This window comes from Variovorax sp. DAIF25, assembly GCF_050711835.1.
Classification (GTDB): domain Bacteria; phylum Pseudomonadota; class Gammaproteobacteria; order Burkholderiales; family Burkholderiaceae_C; genus Variovorax.
The window spans coordinates 2,108,122-2,128,752 of record NZ_CP136637.1; the positions used below are offsets into that span (position 1 = coordinate 2,108,122).

22 protein-coding genes are annotated in these 20,631 nt (G+C 69.4%); 17 read left to right on the forward strand and 5 right to left on the reverse strand.

The window, feature by feature from the left end; all coding sequences use genetic code 11:
- Positions 1–4: 4 nt before the first annotated feature.
- The 12 genes from hppD to R0232_RS44270 all read left to right on the forward strand — a co-directional run bounded on the left by hppD (position 5) and on the right by R0232_RS44270 (position 11,809).
- Complete coding sequence (hppD, locus tag R0232_RS44215; protein WP_431513561.1) at positions 5–1,069, forward strand: 4-hydroxyphenylpyruvate dioxygenase; 1,065 nt, start codon at positions 5–7, stop codon at positions 1,067–1,069.
- A gap of 4 nt (positions 1,070–1,073) precedes the next feature.
- Entirely contained in the window at positions 1,074–1,397 is a 324-nt protein-coding gene (locus tag R0232_RS44220) for a YciI family protein (RefSeq protein ID WP_422099405.1), read from the forward strand.
- 7 nt (positions 1,398–1,404) lie between these two features.
- Entirely contained in the window at positions 1,405–2,595 is a 1,191-nt protein-coding gene (locus R0232_RS44225) for a homogentisate 1,2-dioxygenase (RefSeq protein ID WP_431513562.1), read from the forward strand.
- Positions 2,592–3,572 carry a fumarylacetoacetate hydrolase family protein gene (locus R0232_RS44230; RefSeq protein WP_431513563.1) on the forward strand — a complete coding sequence of 327 codons (981 nt, stop codon included), beginning with the start codon at positions 2,592–2,594 and terminating at the stop codon, positions 3,570–3,572. The genes R0232_RS44225 and R0232_RS44230 overlap by 4 nt, the downstream gene beginning before the upstream one ends.
- Positions 3,569–4,948, forward strand: coding sequence for an FAD-binding oxidoreductase (locus R0232_RS44235; protein ID WP_431513564.1), 1,380 nt, complete (start codon positions 3,569–3,571; stop codon positions 4,946–4,948). The genes R0232_RS44230 and R0232_RS44235 overlap by 4 nt, the downstream gene beginning before the upstream one ends.
- Before the next feature lie 38 nt (positions 4,949–4,986).
- The gene (locus tag R0232_RS44240; protein ID WP_431514670.1) at positions 4,987–5,952 is read left to right on the forward strand and encodes an ABC transporter substrate-binding protein; all 966 of its coding nucleotides are present in this window, start codon (positions 4,987–4,989) and stop codon (positions 5,950–5,952) included.
- A gap of 18 nt (positions 5,953–5,970) precedes the next feature.
- A complete protein-coding gene (locus R0232_RS44245; protein ID WP_431513565.1) occupies positions 5,971–6,897 on the forward strand; it encodes an ABC transporter permease in 927 nt (308 codons plus the stop codon).
- Entirely contained in the window at positions 6,891–7,685 is a 795-nt protein-coding gene (locus R0232_RS44250; protein ID WP_431513566.1) for an ABC transporter ATP-binding protein, read from the forward strand. Before R0232_RS44245 ends, R0232_RS44250 begins: the two co-directional genes overlap by 7 nt.
- A gap of 125 nt (positions 7,686–7,810) precedes the next feature.
- The gene (locus tag R0232_RS44255; RefSeq protein ID WP_431513567.1) at positions 7,811–8,986 is read left to right on the forward strand and encodes an alpha-hydroxy acid oxidase; all 1,176 of its coding nucleotides are present in this window, start codon (positions 7,811–7,813) and stop codon (positions 8,984–8,986) included.
- Positions 8,983–9,342, forward strand: a complete 360-nt coding sequence (locus tag R0232_RS44260; RefSeq protein ID WP_208510501.1) for a RidA family protein — start codon at positions 8,983–8,985, stop codon at positions 9,340–9,342. Before R0232_RS44255 ends, R0232_RS44260 begins: the two co-directional genes overlap by 4 nt.
- 24 nt (positions 9,343–9,366) lie before the next feature.
- Complete coding sequence (locus R0232_RS44265) at positions 9,367–10,671, forward strand: MFS transporter (protein ID WP_431513568.1); 1,305 nt, start codon at positions 9,367–9,369, stop codon at positions 10,669–10,671.
- Between the two features lie 28 nt (positions 10,672–10,699).
- A complete protein-coding gene (locus R0232_RS44270; RefSeq protein ID WP_431513569.1) occupies positions 10,700–11,809 on the forward strand; it encodes a M14 family metallopeptidase in 1,110 nt (369 codons plus the stop codon).
- A gap of 4 nt (positions 11,810–11,813) precedes the next feature.
- On the opposite strand, the gene R0232_RS44275 is transcribed toward R0232_RS44270, so the two are convergent.
- Positions 11,814–12,707: an SDR family oxidoreductase gene (locus R0232_RS44275; protein ID WP_431513570.1), complete on the reverse strand. Its 894-nt coding sequence runs from the start codon at positions 12,705–12,707 to the stop codon at positions 11,814–11,816.
- Positions 12,708–12,800: 93 nt separating this feature from the next.
- Here R0232_RS44275 and R0232_RS44280 point away from each other — a divergent pair, with 93 nt between their 5' ends.
- The gene (locus R0232_RS44280) at positions 12,801–13,637 is read left to right on the forward strand and encodes a helix-turn-helix transcriptional regulator (RefSeq protein ID WP_431513571.1); all 837 of its coding nucleotides are present in this window, start codon (positions 12,801–12,803) and stop codon (positions 13,635–13,637) included.
- A 204-nt stretch (positions 13,638–13,841) separates the two neighbouring features.
- On the opposite strand, the gene R0232_RS44285 is transcribed toward R0232_RS44280, so the two are convergent.
- From R0232_RS44285 to R0232_RS44295, 3 genes are all read right to left on the reverse strand, one after another.
- On the reverse strand, positions 13,842–15,311 hold the full coding sequence (locus tag R0232_RS44285; protein WP_431513572.1) for an MFS transporter: 1,470 nt from the start codon (positions 15,309–15,311) through the stop codon (positions 13,842–13,844).
- Positions 15,312–15,507: 196 nt separating this feature from the next.
- The gene (locus tag R0232_RS44290; protein ID WP_208510495.1) at positions 15,508–16,368 is read right to left on the reverse strand and encodes a LysR family transcriptional regulator; all 861 of its coding nucleotides are present in this window, start codon (positions 16,366–16,368) and stop codon (positions 15,508–15,510) included.
- Between the two features lie 95 nt (positions 16,369–16,463).
- The gene (locus R0232_RS44295) at positions 16,464–16,826 is read right to left on the reverse strand and encodes a hypothetical protein (protein ID WP_431513573.1); all 363 of its coding nucleotides are present in this window, start codon (positions 16,824–16,826) and stop codon (positions 16,464–16,466) included.
- A 128-nt stretch (positions 16,827–16,954) separates the two neighbouring features.
- On the opposite strand from R0232_RS44295, the gene R0232_RS44300 reads away from it, so the two are divergent.
- Positions 16,955–17,743, forward strand: coding sequence for an AraC family transcriptional regulator (locus R0232_RS44300; RefSeq protein ID WP_431513574.1), 789 nt, complete (start codon positions 16,955–16,957; stop codon positions 17,741–17,743).
- Positions 17,744–17,815: 72 nt separating this feature from the next.
- On the opposite strand, the gene R0232_RS44305 is transcribed toward R0232_RS44300, so the two are convergent.
- Entirely contained in the window at positions 17,816–18,382 is a 567-nt protein-coding gene (locus R0232_RS44305) for a MarR family winged helix-turn-helix transcriptional regulator (RefSeq protein WP_208510492.1), read from the reverse strand.
- Between the two features lie 141 nt (positions 18,383–18,523).
- Between R0232_RS44305 and R0232_RS44310 the strand changes: the two genes are divergently transcribed.
- From R0232_RS44310 to hpaH, 3 genes are read left to right on the forward strand one after another with little or no spacing between them, the layout of a single operon-like run.
- Positions 18,524–18,973, forward strand: a complete 450-nt coding sequence (locus R0232_RS44310; protein WP_208510491.1) for a VOC family protein — start codon at positions 18,524–18,526, stop codon at positions 18,971–18,973.
- A 24-nt stretch (positions 18,974–18,997) separates the two neighbouring features.
- Positions 18,998–19,684, forward strand: a complete 687-nt coding sequence (locus tag R0232_RS44315) for a flavin reductase family protein (protein ID WP_431513575.1) — start codon at positions 18,998–19,000, stop codon at positions 19,682–19,684.
- A gap of 10 nt (positions 19,685–19,694) precedes the next feature.
- On the forward strand, positions 19,695–20,498 hold the full coding sequence (gene hpaH / locus R0232_RS44320; RefSeq protein WP_431513576.1) for a 2-oxo-hept-4-ene-1,7-dioate hydratase: 804 nt from the start codon (positions 19,695–19,697) through the stop codon (positions 20,496–20,498).
- Positions 20,499–20,631: the final 133 nt, after the last annotated feature.

The following is a 20,631-nucleotide window of genomic DNA, read 5'->3' on the forward strand; positions in this document are numbered from 1 at the left end:
TTCAATGACCCAGAAGGAACGTGCAGAGGTGCTCGGCACCGCGTTCATGGAGTTCGCAAGTCCCGACCCGCAGGCGCTGGCCGCCGTGCTCGAACGCATGGGCTTTCGCACCGTCGCGCGGCACCGCGCGGGGCATGCATTGCTGATGCGGCAGGCGGGTGTCGAGTTCATCGTCGGCACGCGCCAGGATGGCCATGCGATGCGGTTCGCCGCCCACCATGGACCCTCGTGCGCCGGCATGGCTTTTCGCGTGCCCGACAGCGCGCGGGCGATGGCGCTGGCGCGCGAGCGCGGCGCGCAGCCACTCGACGCGGCGGCGGGCTCGCTGCTGCCGGACTGCGCGCTGCAGGGCATCGGCGGCAGCGCGCTCTACCTGGTCGACGACGCGGCGCTCGCGGCGCTGCACGCGCAGTTCGAATTCGATCCGGCCGCCGTGCCCGACACCGGCGCGGCCTTCGCGCCATTCGTGCGCGTCGACCACGTCACCCACTGCGTGCACCCGGGCAACATGCCCCAGTGGGTGGACTTCTACAAGAACATCTTCGGCTTCGAGGAGGTGTTCAAGTTCGTCGCCGGCGACGCCAGCAACGGCTTCGACACGATCGCGGTGCGCGATCCCGCGAGCACGGCCTGCGTGACCGTGGTGTCGCCGATGGGTCGCAGCTCGCAGATCCAGGAGTTCATCGACGAGTACAACGGCGAGGGCATCCAGCACATCGCGCTGTTCAGCGACGACCTCTACACCAGCGTGGAGCGGCTGCGCGGTGCCGGCGTGGAGTTCCTGCCCACGCCCGCGGCCTACTACGACGCGCTCGACACGCGGCTGCCAGGCCATGGCGAGGACGTGGCGCGCATGAAGTCGCTGGGCATGCTGCTCGACGGCGCCGCCACCGGCGAGAACCCCGACGCGCGTGCGCGGTTCCTGCTGCAGATCTTCACGCGCAAGATGATCGGGCCTATCTTCTTCGAGGCCATCCAGCGCAAGGGCGACACCTCGTTCGGAGAGGGCAACGCCAAGGCGTTGTTCGAGGCCATCAAGCGCGAGCAGGCCGGCGCGGACGCGCACTGAGACCATGGCCTGGCTCGTCCGTTGCCTCTATCGCCCCGGCGGCGCGCAGGACCGCCTGCCGGTGCGCGCCGACCACATCCGCCACATGCTGGCCTGGTTGCCCCGCACCGTGTTCGGCGCGGCGCTGCTCGACGCCGATGCGCGCGAGCCGATCGGCATGGTGGTCGCGCTGTCGGTCGCCTCGCGCGCCGAGGCCCGGCGCTTCATCGACGCCGAGCCCTACAGCCGCGCGGGCCTGTTCGCCACCGTCGAGCTCACGCCGCTGGTCCAGATGACTCCGCCCCACACGCCCGAATTCCTGCAGGCCGAACTGCGCAAGTGCCCGTGAACCGTTCATGAACAAACCCATCGTCCTTCCCATGCGCGCCGGCATCGCCTCGCGCCAGGCCCACGCGGACATCCCGCCCGGCACCTACGAGCGCGAGATCGGCCGCGAGGGCTTCGGCGGCCAGGCCACGCACATGTACCACCGCCATGCGCCCACGGCCTGGCTGCGCTGGGACGGCCCGCACCGCCCGCGCGCCTACGACCTCAACCAGCTGCCCGCCGCCGCGCAGGGCCTCGACGGCGCGCTCGACTGCCCGCTCGACGCGCCGCTGGTCGCGGGTAATGCCCACATGCGGCTGCGCTGCTGGAAGCCCTCGGCGCCGATGCGCCACCTGGCGCGCAACGCCGACGGCGACGAGCTGCTGTTCGTCCACGAGGGCGGCGGCGATCTCTACTGCGACTACGGCCACCTGCGCCTGCGCGACGGCGACTACCTGCTGCTGCCGCGCGGCACCGCCTGGCGCTACGAGCCCGCGGCGCCGTCCTTCCTGCTGCTGCTCGAAGCCACGGGCGACAGCTTCCGCCTGCCCGAGCGCGGGCTGCTTGGCGAGCATGCGTTGTTCGATGCCGGCGTGCTCGACGTGCCGCAGCTCGACGAGGCCTTCGTCGCGCAGCAGCACGCCGCGCGGCGCGAGTGGGCCGTGCGCATCCAGGCGCGGCACCGCGTGTCCACGCTGACCTATCCGCACGACCCGCTCGACGCGCTGGGCTGGAAGGGCACGCTCGCGCCGGTGCGCCTCAACTGGCGCGACATCCGGCCCGTGCTCAGCGCGCGCTACCACCTGCCGCCCTCGGCCCACACCACCTTCCTGACGCAGCGCGTGGCGGTCTGCACCTTCTGCCCGCGGCCGGCCGAGACCGACCCGGGCGCGCTGAAGGTGCCGTTCTTCCATTCGAACGACGACTACGACGAACTGCTGTTCCTGCACGCGGGCCGCTTCTTCAGCCGCGATGGCATGGGGCCGGGCGCGATGACCTTCCATCCCGCCGGCTTCCCGCACGGGCCGCATCCCGCGGTCTACCGCAACAGCCTGTCGGCACCGCGCACCGAACTGCACGAGGTCGCGATCAACATCGACGCGCGCGATCCGCTCGACATCGGCCCGGGCATGGCGGCCTTCGAGCGCGCGGAACATGCCGATTCCTGGCGCGGCTATCTCGATGCGCCCGAAGACAAGACCGAACAGGTGACCGCATGAGACTCGCGACGCTGAACAACGGCCGGCGCGACGGCCAGCTCGTGGTGGTGTCGGCCGATGCGCGGCGCTGCCTCGTCGTGCCCGAGGCCGCGCCCACCTTGCAGGCCGCGCTCGACGACTGGGAGCAAGCGGCGCCCCTGCTGCGAGCGGCCGCGGCCCGGCTCGACGCCGAACCCGCCGTGGGCCGGCCGCTCGAGCTCGCGGCGCTCTTGGCGCCGCTGCCACGCGCCTACCAGTGGGTCGATGCCAGCGGCTACCTGTCGCACATGGAGCGCGTGCGCCGCGCGCGCGGTGCCGAGATGCCGCCGTCGGCGCGCACCGAGCCCGTCATCTACCAGGGCTTGTCGGACCGCAACCTCGCCTGGTGCGAGGACATCCCCGCCGACCCGGCCTGGGGCGCCGACCTCGAGGGCGAACTGGCCGTGATCGTCGGCGACCTGGGCCCCGCGCCCACGCCCGAGCAGGCGCTGGCCCAGGTGCGGCTGCTGGTGTTGGTCAACGACGTCTCGCTGCGCGCGCTGATCCCGGGCGAACTGGCCAAGGGCTTCGGCTTCTTCCATGGCAAGCCCGCGAGCGCCTTCGGCCCCTTCGCCGTCACGCCCGACGAACTGGGCGCCGACTGGCGCGAGGGCCGCGCCTTCGGCCGCCTGCGCGTCGAGGTCAACGGTCAGGTGCGCGGCGAACTGCGCACCGGCGACGACCAGGACTTCAGCTTCGTCGACATCCTGCGCTACGCCACGCGTACGCGCGGACTCGGCGCGGGCAGCATCGTCGGCGCCGGCACGGTCTCCAACCGCGATCCATCGCGCGGCGTGGCCTGCATCGTCGAGCAGCGCACGCTGCAGCAGCTCGCGGGGCAGGGCCCCGACGCGCTGGCGCCGTACCTGGTGCCGGGCGATACCGTGGGCCTGTCGTTCCACACCGACGACGGGCGCGAGCTGTTCGGCCGCATCGAGCAGAAGGCGGTGGCCGCATGAACGATGCCACCCTGGCCTGCATCGACGACCTGCGCGGCTGGCTCGGCGAGCGGCTGTCCACGGCGCCGGCCGTGCGCGACCAGCATGGCCGCGACACCACCTTCCATCCGGTGATGCCGCCCGATGCGGTCGCGTATCCGCAGACCGTGGCCGAGGTGCAGCGCATCGTCGCCACCTGCGCCGCGCGGCGCGTGCCGCTCGTGGCCTTCGGCACCGGCACCTCCTGCGAGGGCCACATCGCGGCGCTGCGCGGCGGCATCAGCCTGGACACGCGCGGGCTGGACCGCATCCGCGAGGTCCGCGCGGCCGACATGGACGCGACCGTCGAGGCCGGCGTGACCCGCAAGAGCCTCAACGCGCACCTGCACGGCACCGGCCTGCAGTTCCCGGTCGATCCGGGCGCGGACGCCTCGATCGGCGGCATGGTGTCCACGCGCGCCTCGGGCACCAACGCCATGCGCTACGGCACCATGCGCGAGAACGTGATGGCGCTCGAGGTGGTGCTGCCCGACGGCGAACTGATCCGCACCGGCACGCGCGCGCGCAAGTCCGCGGCCGGCTACGACCTCACGCGTCTGTTCGTCGGCGCCGAGGGCACGCTCGGCATCGTGACGGCGGCGACCGTGCGCCTGCATGCGCTGCCCGAGCACGTGGCGGCCGCCACCTGCGCCTTCGGCACCTTGCGCGCCGCGGTCGACACCGTGATCGAGACGCTGCAGGCCGGCGTGCAGCTCGGCCGCGTCGAACTGCTCGACGCGCTGCAGGTGGAGGCCGTGAACCGCTACTCGCGGCTCGGCATGGCGGTCGCGCCCACGCTGTTCTTCGAGTTCCACGGCAGCGAGCCCGAGGTCGCGCACCAGGTGAAGGTGGTGCGCGAGATCGCGGCCTCGCACGGCGGCCAGGACTTCGCGTGGGCGCACCGGCCCGAGGACCGCAGCCGGCTGTGGCAGGCGCGGCACGACATCTGGTGGGCCAACAAGGGCCTGCGCCCCGGCGCCGAAGGCCTGCCCACCGACGTCTGCGTGCCGATCTCCGAGCTGGCCGACCAGATCGAGGCCGCGCAGCAGGACGTGCAGGCCGAAGGGCTGATCGCGCCGATCTGCGGCCATGTCGGCGACGGCAACTTCCACCTGTGCTTCATGGTGGACCCGTCGGACGCCGCCGAGATCGCGCGCGTGAAGGCCGCCTATGCGCGGATGATCCGGCGCGCGCTCGCGGTCGGCGGCACCTGCACCGGCGAGCACGGCATCGGCCACGGCAAGGTCGAGTTCCTGCGCGAGGAGGCCGGCGGTGGCTTTCGCGTCATGCAGGCGCTGCGCGCCGCGCTCGATCCGCTCGGCATCCTGAACCCCGGCAAGGTCACCGGGTTCTTCTGAGTTCGTCGACCCCCTCAACCCCTGGAGATCCTCCCATGATGAAACGCCCCTTCCGGGTGGCGCTGCTCGCGCTCGTCCTCGCTCCTTTCGCCGCGCTGCCGGCGCACGCCGCCGATGCGCACGTCAGCGTTACGGCCATCGTCGACCACCCCGCGCTCGACGCGGCGCGCCAGGGCATCGTCGAGGAACTCGCCGCCGCCGGCTACGTGGTCGGGAAGAACCTGCGGCTGGACTACCAGAGCGCGCAGGGCAACACCGCGACCGCGGCCCAGATCGCACGCAAGTTCGTCGGCGACCGGCCCGACGTGATCGTCGCGATGTCCACGCCCTCGGCGCAGACCGTGGTCGCGGCGACGCGCGAGATCCCGATCGTGTTCAGCGCCGTGACCGATCCGGTCGCCGCGAAGCTGGTCAAGTCGTGGGAGGCCACGGGCGGCAACGTCACGGGCGTGTCGGACCTGCCGCTTCTGGACAAGCACCTGGCCCTGCTGCGCCAGGCGTTGCCGACGGCCAAACGCATCGGCGTGGTCTACAACCCCGGCGAGGCCAACTCCGTCGCCGCGATCGCTCAGCTGAAGAAGCTCGCGCAGCCGGCCGGCCTGAGCGTGATCGAGGGTGCCGCGCCGCGCACCGTGGACGTGGCGAGCGCGGCCCAGAGCCTGGTGGGCAAGGTCGATGCGATCTACGCGCCGACCGACAACAACGTGACCTCGGCCTTCGAGGCCCTGGCCAAGGTGGCGGACCAGGGCCGGGTGCCGCTGATCGCGGCCGACCCCTCGCTCGCGGCGCGTGGCGCGGCGCTGGGCATCGGCACCAACTACCACGACCTCGGCCGCCAGTCGGGCAAGCTGGTGGTGCGCGTGCTCAAGGGCGAGGCACCCGGCAGCATCGCATCGCAGGTCAGCCCGACGCTGGAGCTGCTCGTGAACCAGGCCGCGGCGCGGCGGCAGGGGCTGGCGCTGTCCGACGCGCTGCTCAAGTCCGCGACCCGCGTGATCGACTGAGCGCCGGCCGGAGCATCGATGTCCCTCATCGCTTTCCAGGGCTCGCTCGAGGTGGGCCTGATCTTCGCGCTGGTCGCGCTCGGCGTCTTCATCTCGTTCCGGGTCGTGAACTTTCCCGACCTGACCGTCGACGGCAGCTTCCCGCTTGGCGGCGCGGTGGCCGCGACCCTGCTGGTGGGCGGCTGGCATCCGCTGGCCGCGACGGCGGCGGCCTTCGCCGCGGGTGCGCTCGCGGGCCTCACGACCGGCTGGCTGCACGTCAAGCTCAAGATCATGCAGCTGCTCGCGGGCATCCTCGTGATGATCGCGCTCTATTCGATCAACCTGCGCGTGATGGGCAAGCCCAACGAGCCCTTGCTGGGCGCGTCGACGGTGTTCAACACGCCACCGCTCGAGGCGCTGCCGGGGCCGTGGACCACCGCGCTGGTGCTGCTGGCCGTCACGCTGGCGGTCAAGTTCGCGCTCGACCGTTACTTCGGATCGGAGGCCGGCCTGGCCATGCGCGCCACCGGCGGCAACGCGCGGATGGCGCGCGCGCTGGGCGTGTCGACCGACCGGCTGTCGCTGTTCGCGCTCGCGCTGTCCAACGGCATCGTGGCGCTGGCGGGCGCGCTGTTCGCGCAATCGCAGGGCGGGGCCGACGTGTCGATGGGCATCGGCACCATCGTGATCGGGCTGGCGGCCGTGATCATCGGCGAGACCCTGCTGCCCATGCGCAGCATCGCCTGGGCCACCCTCGGCTGCGTGGTCGGCGCGGTGCTCTACCGCATGCTGGTGGCGCTGGCGCTCAACAGCGACTTCGTCGGCTTGAAGGCGCAGGACCTCAACCTCGTCACGGCCGTGCTGGTGACGCTCGCGCTCGTGATGCCGGCCTCGAAGCGTTTCCTGGCCCGGCGGCGCGGTGCCCTTGGCGCATCGAAGAAGAAGGAGGCCGGCGCATGCTGAAGGCACTGGACCTGCGCGTGACCTTCCATGCGGGCACGCCGATGGAGAACCGCGCGCTGCGCGGGATCGACCTGAGCATTCCGCGCGGCGAGTTCGTCACCGTCATCGGCTCGAACGGTGCCGGCAAGTCGACCCTGCTCAACGCGCTCAGCGGCGACCTGCTGGTCGACAGCGGCCGCATCTTTATCGACGAGGTGGAAGTCACGCGCCTGAGCGCCTGGCAGCGCAGCGCGCTCGTGGCGCGCGTGTTCCAGGACCCGATGGCCGGCACCTGCGAGGCGCTGAGCATCGAGGAGAACCTCGCGCTGGCCTGGCGGCGTGGCGAGCGGCGAGGGCTGCGCGCGGCGCTGCGAGGCGAACTGCGCGAGCTGTTCCGCGACCGGCTGCGCAGCCTCGACCTGGGGCTCGAGCAGCGGCTGAACGACCGCATGGGCCTGCTATCGGGTGGCCAGCGCCAGGCCGTGAGCCTGCTGATGGCCTCGCTCAAGCCCTCGCGCATCCTGCTGCTCGACGAGCACACGGCCGCGCTCGATCCGAAGACCGCGGCCTTCGTGCTCGCGCTCACGCAGCGGATCGTGGAGGAGCAGCAGCTGACCGCGATGATGGTCACGCACAGCATGCGGCAGGCCCTGAGCCATGGCTCGCGCACGCTGATGCTGCACGAGGGCCGCGTCGTGCTAGACGTGAGCGGGCCGCAGCGCGCCGGCATGGACGTGCCCGACCTGCTGCAACTGTTCGAGCACACGCGCGGCGAGGCGGTCGCCGACGACGCGCTGCTGCTCGGATGAACCCTGCGCGCATCGGGCTTTCGCGCGCCGCCGGCACGGCGCATGAAACATGCCGCGGCTTCCTCGCCGAAGGCCAAAGCGCCATTAAATATGCCGACTGGACGGCTTAATATTTTTGTTCGACCATGACCCACTACCTGCAAGCGCACTGCATCGACGACTTCCGCGAACTGGCCCGGCGCGCGCTGCCGCGCATGGTGTTCGACTACATTGATGGCGGCTCGGGTTCCGAGTCGAGCGTGCGCGGCAACCGCAGCGCCTTCGACCGCGTCCGGCTGCTCGGCTCCGCGCCGGTCGACGTCTCGCAGCGCAGCACCGCGATGCAGCTGTTCGGCCGCTCGTGGACCCTGCCGCTGATCATCGGCCCCACCGGGCTGGCGGGCGCGGCCTGGCCCGGCGCCGACCGCTGCCTGGCGCGGGCCGCCCGCGCCTTCGGCATTCCATTCGTGATGAGCACGGCCGCCACCGCGACCATGGAAGCCGTGGCGGAGGCGGCGCAGGGCAACGCCTGGTTCCAGCTCTACGTGTTCCGCGACCGCGCGATGAGCGCGCGCCTGATCGACCGGGCACGCGACCTCGACTTCGCGGCACTCGAGGTGACCGTGGACAACCCGGTCGCGGGCCGGCGGCTGCGCGACGAGCGCAACGGTTTCAGCCTGCCGCTGCGCTGGACCCCGCGCAAGCTCGCGAGCGTGCTCGCGCGGCCCGGCTGGGCCTGGCGCTCGCTGCGCGCCGGCGCGCCACGGCTCGAGCTGATGGCCGGCGAGCTCGGCCTGCGGGCCACCCACACCATCGCGCAGACCATGCAGGCCCAGCTCGATCCTTCGCTGGGCTGGGACGACATCGCCTGGGTGCGCGAACGCTGGCCGGGCAAGCTGATCGTCAAGGGCCTGCTCGATCCCGCGCAGGGCCGCCGCGCGCAGCAACTCGGTGTCGATGCCATCGTGATCAGCAACCACGGCGGGCGGCAGCTCGACGGTGCCGTCGCGCCGATCGAGATCCTTCCCGAGTTCGCGAGCGAGACCGGTGGCCGCCTGCCGCTGCTGCTGGACAGCGGCGTGCGCACCGGCAGCGACATCGCACGCGCGCTCGCGCTCGGCGCCACGGCCGTGCAAATCGGGCGGCCCACGCTCTACGCGGTCGCCTCGGGCGGCGAGCCGGCCGTTGCCAGGGCGCTGGCCCTGCTCAAGGAGGAATTCGAGGTCTGCCAGTGCCTGATGGGCGCCGGCAGCGTGGCGTCGATCGGCGCCCACATGGTGCGCGGGGCCGCGTCCGTGGCACCGCAAAAGGAGACGGCATGAACATCGAGCGACTGCACGCCGACGAACGCATGAGCCAGGCCGTGGTGCATGGCGGCATCGTCTACCTCTCCGGCCAGGTGGACCTGGTGCAGCCCGCGGCGACCGTGGGCGAACAGATGGCGCGCATCCTGCGGCGCATCGACGCGCTGCTGGCGCAGGCGGGCTCGGACAAGTCGAGGCTGCTGAGCGCCACCGTCTGGCTCGCCGACATCGACGGCTTCGCCGAGATGAACCGCGCGTGGACCGACTGGCTGCCGCCCGGGTGCGCACCGGCGCGCGCGACCGTGGGTGCGCGGCTCGCGCTGCCCGCGCTGCTGGTCGAAGTGGCGGTGATCGCCGCCACCGGCACCGACTGACATTCCTTCCCTCCCTCGACGCCCATGAGCACAACCCCCCCGCACACCGCCATCAGCCGGCGCCAGACCATCGTCGCCACCACCATCGGCAACGGCCTCGAGATCTTCGACTTCACCGTCTACGGTTTCCTCGCGCTGGTGATCGGCAAGCTGTTCTTTCCCACCTTCAGCGGCTACGGCCAGCTGCTGCTCACGGTCGCGACCTTCGGCGTCGGGTTCATCATGCGGCCGCTGGGCGGCATCGTGATCGGCGCCTATGCCGACCGCGCAGGCCGCAAGAAGGCCATGACCTTGACCATCTTCCTGATGGCGCTCGGCTGCGCGGTGATCGCCTTCACGCCCACCTACGCGAGCATCGGCGTCGCGGCGCCGGTGCTGATCGTGCTGGCGCGGCTGATCCAGGGATTCTCGGCCGGCGGCGAGGTCGGTGCTTCCACCACGCTGCTGGTGGAGCACGCCACGCCGCGCAACCGCGGCTACATGGCGAGCTGGCAGTTCGCGAGCCAGGGCCTGGGCGTGATGCTCGGCGCGGTGGTGGTGGGCACGCTGACCTTCACGCTGTCGCCGCAATCCATGGAAAGCTGGGGCTGGCGCGTGCCTTTCTTCATCGGCATGCTGATCGCGCCGGTGGGCATGTACATCCGCCGCCATCTTCACGAGTCGCTCGAGATCGCGCCCGATGCGAGCACGAAGCCGCGCGAGAGCAGCCTGCGGATCGTCTGCACGCAGCATGGCGGCACGGTGCTCGCGGCCATCCTCACCATGGTGGGCGGCACCACGGCCGCCTACGTGATCACCTTCTACATGCCGACCTACGCGGTGCGCGAGCTGGGGCTCGCGCCTTCGGTCGCGCTGTTCGGCGCGGCGATCACGGGCCTGATCCTGTTCGTGGTGTCGCCGCTGGTCGGTGCGCTGTCGGACCGCGTGGGGCGCAAGCCGCTGATCCTGTGGAGCCGTGTGCTCCTCGTGCTGCTGATCTACCCGGGCTTCCTCTGGCTCAACGCCTCGCCCACGCCGGCGGTGCTGTTCACCGTGCTCAGTGTGCTGAGCCTGGGCCTCGTGGGCCAGACCGCGCCGAGCATCACGATGCTGCCCGAGATGTTCCCGAAGGCGGTGCGCGCCAGCGGCATGTCGCTGGTCTACAGCGTGGGCGTGTCGCTGTTCGGCGGCTTCGCACCCTTCATCAGCACTTGGCTGCTCAATGCCACTGGCAGCAAGCTCGCGCCGGCCTGGTACCTGGTCGCGATGACCGCGGTTTCCTTGCTGGGGCTGATCTGGCTGCGCGACCACACGGGCCGCGACATCGACGCGGCCGGTGCGCACGCCTGAAACGCTCGCCTCTTCCTTGAAGCTTTCCATGACCCTCTCCAATCACAGCAGCGCCGCCACGCGGCATTTCTCGGGCACCTATGTCGAGGCCCGCGCCAAGTTCCTCGAGGCCGCACGCGCTCGCGGCGCGTCGATCGAGTCCTTCGTCAACGCTGCCCACCGCGGCGCGCTCGGCGAGGAACTCGCGACCGACGTCGCGCTGCTGGGCGCCATCGATGCGAAGCTGCTGCTGCTCGTGACCTCGGGCACGCACGGCCCCGAGGGCTTCTGCGGCTCGGGCGCGCAGGTCGCGACCCTGCACGACGAGGACCTGCTCGCGCGCCTGCAGCAGGCCGGTGTGGCGCTGCTGCTGGTGCATGCCATCAATCCGCACGGCTTCTCGCACCTGCACCGTACCAACGAGGACAACATCGACCTCAACCGCAACCACATCGACTTCGGCGCGCCGTTGCCGGTGAATGCCGAGTACACCGACGTGGAACCGCTGGTGCTGCCCGCGAGCTGGCCGCCGACGCCGGCCGACGAGGCGGCCGTGGCCGCCTACATCGACAAGCACGGCATGCGCGCTTTCCGCGCCGCCGTCACCAAGGGCCAGTACGTCTCGCCCGACGGCCTGTTCTACGGCGGCACCGCGCCCTCGTGGAGCAACAGGACCATCCGGTCGATCCTGCGCAAGTACGCGGCCTCGGCCACGCACATCGGGTGGATCGATGTGCACACGGGCCTGGGCCCCTATGGCCACGGCGAAAAGGTCTACCCGGGCCGCAACGCGCCCGAGGACCTCGCGCTCGCGCGCGCCTGGTGGGGCGCCGACGTCTTCGCGCTGTTCGGCGAGGACTCCGTGTCCGCGCATGTATCGGGGCCGGTGGTTTCCGCGGCCTACGACGAATGCCCGAACGCGCGCATCGCGCCCATGGGCCTCGAGTTCGGCACCATCCCCGTCGACGACATGCTGTTGCGGCTGAGCGCTGACACCTGGCTGCGTCGCCACCCGGAAGCGCCCGAGTCGCAGCAGCGCGAGATCCGCCAACAGCTGCGCGATGCCTTCTACTGCGACAACGACGAGTGGAAGGGCATGGTGCTGGGGCAGACGCGCGTGGTGCTGCTGCAGACCTTGCAGGGCTTGCGCGAGGCCTGATCGTTCAGGCCGTCTGCAGCCGCTCCAGGTCCGCAATCAGCCCCGGCCCCGTCGGCTGCCACCCCAGGGTCTCGCGCGTCCATGCGCTCGACGCGGGCAGGTCCATCCCCGCGAACATCGCGAGCCAGCCGAAGAAGCCCGCTGCTTCCTCGGGCGCGAGCGAGCGGACCGGCAATTGCAGCCGCCGCCCGAGCGCCTCGGCGATCTCGCGCATTGCCACGCCTTCCTCGGCCACCGCGTGGTACTTCGCGCCCGGCGCGGCCTTCTCGACCGCGAACCTGAAGAGCCGCGCCACGTCGAGCACATGCGCCGCGGGCCAGCGGTTGAGGCCGTCGCCGACATAGGCGCAGGCGCCTTTGTCGCGGTACATCTCGATCAGCGGGCTGATCAGGCCCTGGCGCGCCGTGTCGTGCACCTGTGGCAGCCGCACGATCGACACGTTCACGCCATGCGCCTTGGCGGCGGCGTTCGCCGCCTCTTCCGACGCCGCGCGCGGATGCGTGTCGGCGCCCACGGTCGGATGGTCTTCCTTCGCCGGCTGGCCCGCCACCGTGTTGGCGATGCCGGTGCCGGAGGTGACGACCAGCGGCCGATCGGAACCCGCGAGCGCCGCGGCCAGCGCATCGATGACCCGGCGGTCGTCCTCGCAGTTTTGCACGAAGCGCGAGAAGTCGTGGTTGAAGGCCAGGTGGATTACGCCATCGGCGCGCTCGACGCCGGCGCGCAGGCTGCCGGCGTCCTCCAGGCTGCCGTGCAGCACCTCGGCGCCGGCGGCCTGCAAGGCGGCCGCCTTCTCCTGTGAACGGCTCAGGCCGATCACCTGGTGGCCGGCCGCCACCAGTTCCTTGACGACGGGCAGGCCGATGAAACCGGTCGCGCCGGTGACGAACACTCGCATGGGAAAGACCTCCAGGTTGGGTTGGAGGCCAGTCTCGGACCGCGAGCCATCCCGGTAAAGTAGTGACGTTATCGTGGTATGGCGGCTAACAGCATGAGTGCAATGGCAAACGGCAATCCGGCGGACGGCAATGCCCTGGGCAACTACCTGAAGGATCGCCGCGCCCGGCTCGATCCCACGGCCTTCGGCTATTCGCCGGACCGTCGTCGCACGCCCGGCCTGCGCCGCGAGGAAGTCGCGCAGCGCGCCCACATCAGCGCCACCTGGTACACCTGGCTCGAGCAGGGCCGTGGCGGCGCGCCCTCGGCCGAGGTGCTCGAGCGCATCGCCCAGGCGCTGGTGCTCACCGAGATCGAGCGCGAGCACCTCTACCTGCTGGGCCTGGGCCGGCCGCCCGAGGTGCGCTATCGCCAGCCCGAGGGCGTCACGCCGCGGCTGCAGCGCGTGCTCGATGCGCTGCATCCCTGTCCCGCGCTGATGCGCACCGCGACCTGGGACGTGGTGGCATGGAACCGCGCCTCGAGCGTGATGCTCGTGGACTACGGCCTGCTGCCGCCCGGCCAGCGCAACATCCTGCGCTTCATCTTCCTCGACCCGCGCGCCCGCGCCGCGCAATACGACTGGCAGAGCGTCGCGCGCTTCGCGCTCGGTGCCTTCCGCGCCGACGCCACCCGCGCCGGCGCCGCGGCGCTGGTGCAGCCGCTGGTCGACGAGCTGTGCCGGCTGAGCCCTGAATTCGACGCGATGTGGCGCGACAACGACGTGGTCGGCGTGCACGGCGAGACGGTCAAGCACATCCGCCATCCGGTGCTCGGGCCGCTGGCCTTCGAGTACTCGTCGTTCGCGGTCGATGGGCGGCCGGACCTCAGCCTGGTGGTCTACAACCCGACGACGCCAGGGGATGCGCAGAGGATCGGGGCGTTGGTCTGAAAGGGGGTGGTGTGGCCGCCTGGCTTCACCCGGTGCCTGCCCTCGTGTCGGTCCAGCCTTCGACGTACCTGCGGAGCTTCGAGCCTGGAGCACGTCCTCGTCGCCGGAAAGACAGAGGGGGCGTGCGCCCGGCAAGAAGCCAAGCAGGAGCGCGTATCAGAGAGAGAGGGGGAATCGGCCCTGTGCCCCTCCATGCGGAGCGGGTCAGGAGGGTGTCGCGCCTCTTCGCGAACGTGCGCCGGCAACCGGGAGGAGAAATGCCAGGATGCTTCCGACGCCCAGCAGGGCGATGTTGCAGGCAAGTGCGAGACTGAACGCATGGGCGTATGCGCCGGGATCCGGATGGGCGCCGAGTGCGGCGTAGAAGATCCCGCCGACAACCGCCACGCCAAGCGCCGCGCCCACCTGCAAGGCGGTCATGACGACGCCCGCGGCCAGCCCTGCATGACGCTCCTCGACATCCGCGAGCACGGCCTTGATCAAGGCGGGCATCACGATGCCGTACCCGAGTCCCGCACACGCCAGGCCCGGAACAAGACCCCCGGCGAGCGGAGAAAACAACGGCAAGACCACCCCGGCCACCACCGCGCCGAATCCCACGATCTGCAGGACGAAGCCGTACACCAGCGTGCGCGTCGCGAGGCGCCGTTCGATGAAGGGCGATGCGATCGAACTCAGGAAGAAGCCCAGGGCGAAGGGCAACGTGGCAAGCCCGGCTTCCTGAGGGCTGGCTCGAAGTCCTCCCTGGAGGTACACGGAGAAGGTCAGGTAGAACGCGGACAGCATGTAGAAGACCGTGCCCATTGCCGCCCCCAACGAAAACCGGCGGGTGCGGAACAGCGAGAGTTCGACCAGCGGATCGCCGCCATGGGCGGACAGATGGGTCTCGTGGCGAATGAAGCCGACGAATGCCACGACGCTCGAGGCCAGCATGAGCATCATCCAGCCCGGCCAGCCGGTGGTCGGCCCTTCGATCAGCGGATAGACCACGCATCCAAGCGTGACGGACAGCAGCAGGACGCCGCGAACGTCGAGCCGTTTGGCGCGAGACGAGCGACTCTCTTCGAGCCAGAAGATGCCACCCACGATCGCGACGATGCCGATCGGCACATTAATGAGGAAGATGGCTTGCCAGCCAAGGCCGAAGGGACGCATGGCGATGAGCAGGCCGCCGAGCAGCTGTCCCCCGATGTTCGCCAGGCCGAAGGTCGCGCCGTAGAGACCCAATGCACGCGCCTGCGCTTTGCCCGCGAACATCACGCGGATGGTGGCCAGGACCTGGGGCGCCATGATGGCGGCTGCCAGCGCTTGAAGAATGCGCCCCAGCAGCAGCATCCGCGCGGACCCGGCGAAGCCGCACACCCATGAGGCGACGACGAAGCCCGCGGCGCCGCTCAGGAACATGCGCCTGCGGCCGTAGAGGTCGCCGAGTCGGCCCCCGGTGATGAGCATGACGGCGTATGTCGCGGCGTACGCGGATATCACGAACTGCACGTCGCCGGAATCGGCATGAAGGTCTTGCCGGATCGACGGCAGCGCGAGATTCACGATGGTGAAGTCGAGAATCGGAAGAAATGCTCCGCACAGCAGCACCGCGAGAGCAAGCCAGTGCCGGGAGGCGAGTTGAACCGGCGGTGTCGCCGGGCGAGAGGAGCGCTCTGGAGAAGAGGACATGGAAACTTGTCTGGGAGCACTGCGAGGTGCTTCACGATGGATCTGGCCTCAGTCTCCCCGTGCGTCGTGTCGAAGTACAGACACCCGGAATGATTTCAATAACAACAGGAATGCATGCCCTTGGCCTGTTCCCCGGTGGGAGAGGCGAGCACGACGGCCACCACCGAGATCGCCCGAGTGTCGGGAGGGCGAGACCCTACCGCCGAGCAGGCTGCGCTGTTCGCCAGGAGGCCGCGAGCGCATCGATGGCGCGGCGAGCCCGCGGGTCCGTCAGCGTGGTGTGCAGGACCACTTCCGAATCGGGCAGGCGCGGCAATCCCAGTTCGGGCCCGATGTCGAAGGTGCCGATGGGCGCCAGGCTGTACGGCATCGCAGCGATGGCCAGGCCGGCAGCCACGGCGGCACCGACCGCGCCGATGCCGCCGCCGATGAACACTTCCCGCCAGGCGATGCCCGCCGCATCCAGGGTCCGCGTCGCGAGGTTGCGTATGCCGCATGTCGTCGCCAGGGAAGCAAGGTGCAAAGGCTTCGTGGTGTCCAGCTCGCCCTGCGGCTTGGCGAACCAGCCCAGGCGCTCGCACAGGAGCAGCTCGCCGTCGTCGTCGTGGCCATCTTCTCGGCGCACGATGATGGCGTCGAGCGCGCCGCGATCGAACATGTCCATGAGCTTGCGGGACGCTTCGATATGAACCTCGATGACGAGGTCCGGCATATGCGCACCCAGGTTGGCCAGGAGCGCGGGCAGGGCGGGTCCTGCGACCTGGTCGCTGAGACCGAGCGCCAGACGACGCGGCGCCGCGGTGAGGCCATTCACCGCGACTTCATGTGCGGTGATGAACTGCCGGGCCGGCTTCAGGAAGTTCGCCCCGCGGCTCGACAGGCGGACTTTGCGAGGGGTGCGTTCCAGCAGGCGATAGCCCAGCCGATCCTCCAGGCGCTTGACCTTGACGCTGACCGCTGCCTGGGAGCTACCAAGTGCCTCGGCAGCTTTGGTGAAGCTGCCGAGATCGGCGACGAGCACAAAAGCGGCGACAGATTCGACGTCCAGCGTGACCACTCAACCATCCGAAAGTGTGATGCCAAGAGGATCGATCATAAAACCGATGGCCTCCTTGTCGAACGAGCTGCGCCAGCACGCGGCCCGAGCGTTCGTCAACGGCCGAGGAGCCGGCCCGCCAGTTCCTCGGCGCCGGCCTTCGATGCGGCGACTTCCATCGGCACGCCGAATGCCTTGGCGGCCATCGCGGTCTGGGCCTGGAAGGCCTCGCGCTGGACTGCATCGGGCTCGATGATGATGACTGCCTTGCAGAAGGAAGCCAGCGCAGTCTTGTTGCGCTTGAGCCATAGTCCGCGCGCCTTGCGGTCATCATGCGACTCTTGCGGCTGGCCCTCCTCCATCAGGAGAACGAAGGGGCTGGCGTGCTCGAGCAAGGCATTCATCTCGCGCTCCCATTGCGTGGCGTAGCCCGGACGGACGGCGGTGGCGCGGGACCGCACGACGGGGAATTCGCTCACGTCGTGCACGGTGAAGTGGTCTGTAGATTCCATGGCCCGAGCGTAGGGCGCCCGTTCGCACATTCGATAATGAGAGGGGGACAGCGAGCAATGAGATCTGGCCAATTTCAGTCGAGGCAGGAACGCCGATGGCGCAGGTGAGCGAGCGCGCCGATGGGCCGCTGCTGGTTGCCTTCCAGGGCAGCGATGCGCCCGGCAACGAGTTCCGACTCGGAACGCGCGAGTACGACTGGCACTGCCATGTGAGAGGGCAACTCTTCTGCATCGAGCAGGGCCTGGTCCAGGTGCGGACGCCCCATGGGGCCTGGCTGATGCCGCCCCACCGCGCAGGATGGATTCCTGCGGGCGTGCAGCACAAGGTGAGCGTCAGTGGCGCGCTGAGCGGCTGGGGGCTCATGCTCAGGCCCGATGCGGCCGCGGTGCTTCCGGCGCAGCCGCGCGTGCTGGGCGTGAGCGAGGTGCTGAGGGCGCTCGTTCGACGGGCGGCAGGCTGGAGCCTGAAGGACGCGCTGCAGCCCGAGCAGGAGCGCCTGTGCATGGTGCTGCTGGACGAAGTCCGGTTCGCGCCTCACGAGCCGCTTCATCTGCCGCTGCCGACCGAGCGACGCCTGCTGCAAATCGCGCAACGGCTGATCGATCATCCCGAGGATCCGCGAACCTTCGCGGAGCTTGCGTCATGGGCAGGCTTGTCTGCACGCACGGCACGCCGGCATTTCGTCGTGCAGACCGGCATGAGCCTCGCGCGGTGGCGGCAGCACGCCCGCCTTGCGAATGCGCTCGAACGGCTTGCGAACGGCCATGCGGTGGCCGATGTCGCCGACGCCCTCGGCTATGCGACGCCGAGCAACTTCATCGCGATGTTTCGCCGGGAGTTTGGCCAATCGCCAGGAAAGTACTTCGCCGATCGGCGGAGCTGACCGCCGCGTGCCTGCGCGGCGCGGGCTCAGGGTCTGGCGCTGCGAGCCTCGATGGGATCGACAGCCCGCTGCTCAGCTGGCGTGCGCCTTCAAGTGAACCCAGACCTTGCCAAGAATGGCTTGCAGGGTCTCGCATTCCTTGGCCGTCAGCGCAGAGGCAATCGTCTCGCAGGCGTGCCAGAAATGCGGCAGCGCCTCGTTGAGAAGCTTGCGCCCGCTCGGCGTGAGTTCCAGCAGCAAGCTGCGGCGATCCTCGGTGTGCGAACGACGGGCCAGGAGCTTTCGGTCTTCCAGCCAATCCAGCAGGCCGGTCACGCTGGAGCGGGTCACGTCGAAGTATTCGGAGATGTAGCTCGGTGTCAGCGCCTTGACCTCCAGGAGGCCTCGCTCGGCCAGTCCGAAGAGCATCAGGATGTCGAACTTCTTCTCCGTCACGCCGAACGCCGCGAGCCGCGCGTTGACGGAGGCCGTGACGTCGTCGCTGAGCCAGAGCATCAGGAGGCCGGCCGCGGCGAACTTGGGGTTGAGCTCCCTGGAACTCGTCTGCTTGAGCAATTCGAGATGCGGCGCCGCGGCTTGCGCCGCGCTGCGCTCGATGGGGTCCGCCTTGGCGGCTCGGTTCTGCGCTTTCGCTTTCATGTGAGCCCGATCCTAGCAGAGCACTCGGGAAATCCCTGAGGCAAACAAATAGTACGTCACACGTATCATTCGTTTACCGTACTAAATGTTCGAGGCATCCCGCCTCGGCTTCTTCGGCTCTTCACAACCTCAAGGATCGCCATGCCCATCAAAGTTCTGGAACTGCACCACGTCGGATTCGGTGTCAGCAACGCTGTCGCCGACCAGATGCGCGACTTCTATCAAGACCTGCTCCAGTTGCCGCAGGACGAGACGCGCTGGAACATCCCCGGCATCCACGGCTACTGGATCAATCTGCCCAACGGCACCCAGGTCCACATCCTCGGCAGCGATGGACCCTCTCCCTATGCCAAAGGCCCGGGGCAGGATCCCGTGAAGAACCACATTGCCGTTGGCGTGGAGGATGTGCTGGCGGCCGAGCAGGAGTTGATCCGTCGCAACGTCGAGTACTTCACGCTCGACAACGTGGCGTCGCCGAGCCTCAAGCAGCTGTTCATCCACGACCCGGCCGGAAACATGGTGGAGATCCACCAGAAGAACGCCCGCCGTCCTGGCGTGCCGCAGGCCCAGGCCGACGCCGGCAAGGCTTGAGCCCACGGTTCGAAGCGAGTCGGCATGTACTTCTCACTCCCGGAACTCAGCGCGGAGCAGCGCAACAAGCTGTTGCATTCGACGATCGTTCCGCGTCCGATCGCGTGGATCGTCACGCGTAATCCGTCGGGCGCGGTGAACGTCGCACCCTTTTCCTTCTTCAACGTGCTGGCAGGCGACCCTCCGATCCTCTGCGTGTGCATCGGTTCGCGCCAGGGCCGGCTCAAGGACACGGCATTGAACATCGCCGCCACGGGGGAGTTCGTCGTCAACCTGGTGTCGGCGTCGCAGGCACGGCGCATGAACGTGACCGCGATCGAATTCCCCCAAGAGGTGGATGAAGCGGCCGAGGCAGGGCTGCAACTGGTCGATTGCCACAGCGTCGGCGTGCCCCGCATCGAGGACAGTCCCGCGTCCTACGAATGCCGCACGCGGCAGAGCATCGACATCGACGGCCGCCGCAGTCTGGTCATTGCGGACATCGTGGGGGCGTACATCACCGACAAGGCCATCGTCGATCGGGAGGCCATGCACTTCGATCCGGTACCGATGGATCTCATTGCACGGCTTCACAACCCCGGCTGGTATTGCCAGGTCAAGGACCCGTTCCAACTGGTGACGCCGTCCGTCGATCGCTGGGAAGCGATCAAGCAGACCGACCCGGCGCTGGCCTCGCTGCGCGCGCCCGTGCGCGACGGCGATCGAGCCTGAGGAGAAACGCATGCTTTCAGCTGATCTGATCCGCAGCCTGGCGTTGGAGCTCCACGGCAGCGAGAAGTCCCGCGTGCAGGTCGAGCATTTCTCCAGGCGCTTCGCGGACATGGGCATCGAGGACGGGTATGCCATTGCACGCGAATGGATGAAGCTCAAGCGCGGCGAAGGGCGCACGGTGAAGGGACACAAGATCGGGTTGACCTCGCGCGCCATGCAGCAGGCAAGCCAGATCACCGAGCCCGACTACGGCACCTTGCTCGACGACATGTTCTTCGAGCAGGGCGGCGACATTCCCTTCGATCGCTTCATCGCGCCGCGCATCGAGGTCGAACTGGCCTTCGTGCTCGGCCGGAGGCTGCAGGGACCGGAGGTCACGCTTGTCGACGTGCTGGCCGCGACGGACTACGTCGTGCCGGCGATCGAGATCATCGATGCGCGCATCGAGCAGTTCGACCGCGATTCCCGGGCGATGCGCAAGGTGTTCGACACCATCGCCGACAACGCGGCGAACGCGGGCATCGTGCTCGGTGGCCGGCCGGTCAAGCCCGATGCCGTCGATCTGCGCTGGGTCTGTGCGCTGCTGCACCGGAACGGCGTGATCGAGGAGTCGGGCGTGGCCGCGGCGGTGCTCAACCACCCGGCCACCGGCGTGGCCTGGCTGGCTAACAAGCTCGCGCAATGGGACGAGCACCTCGCGGCCGGCGAGGTGGTGCTTTCGGGCTCCTTCACCCGGCCTGTCGCCGGCCTCAAGGGCGACAGCTTCCATGCGGACTACGGGCCGCTCGGCTCGGTGAGCTTTCGACTGGCTTAGGCACAGCGCCTCTTTTCAAGCTATTCGCGACCTGGAACTGCAAGAGCCTGCGCTCCTGCAGCGGGAGCGGTGCGTCCATCGAGGACGCGCCAAGCGATTTCATTCGTGTGGCAGATAGTCAGTCACACGAAAC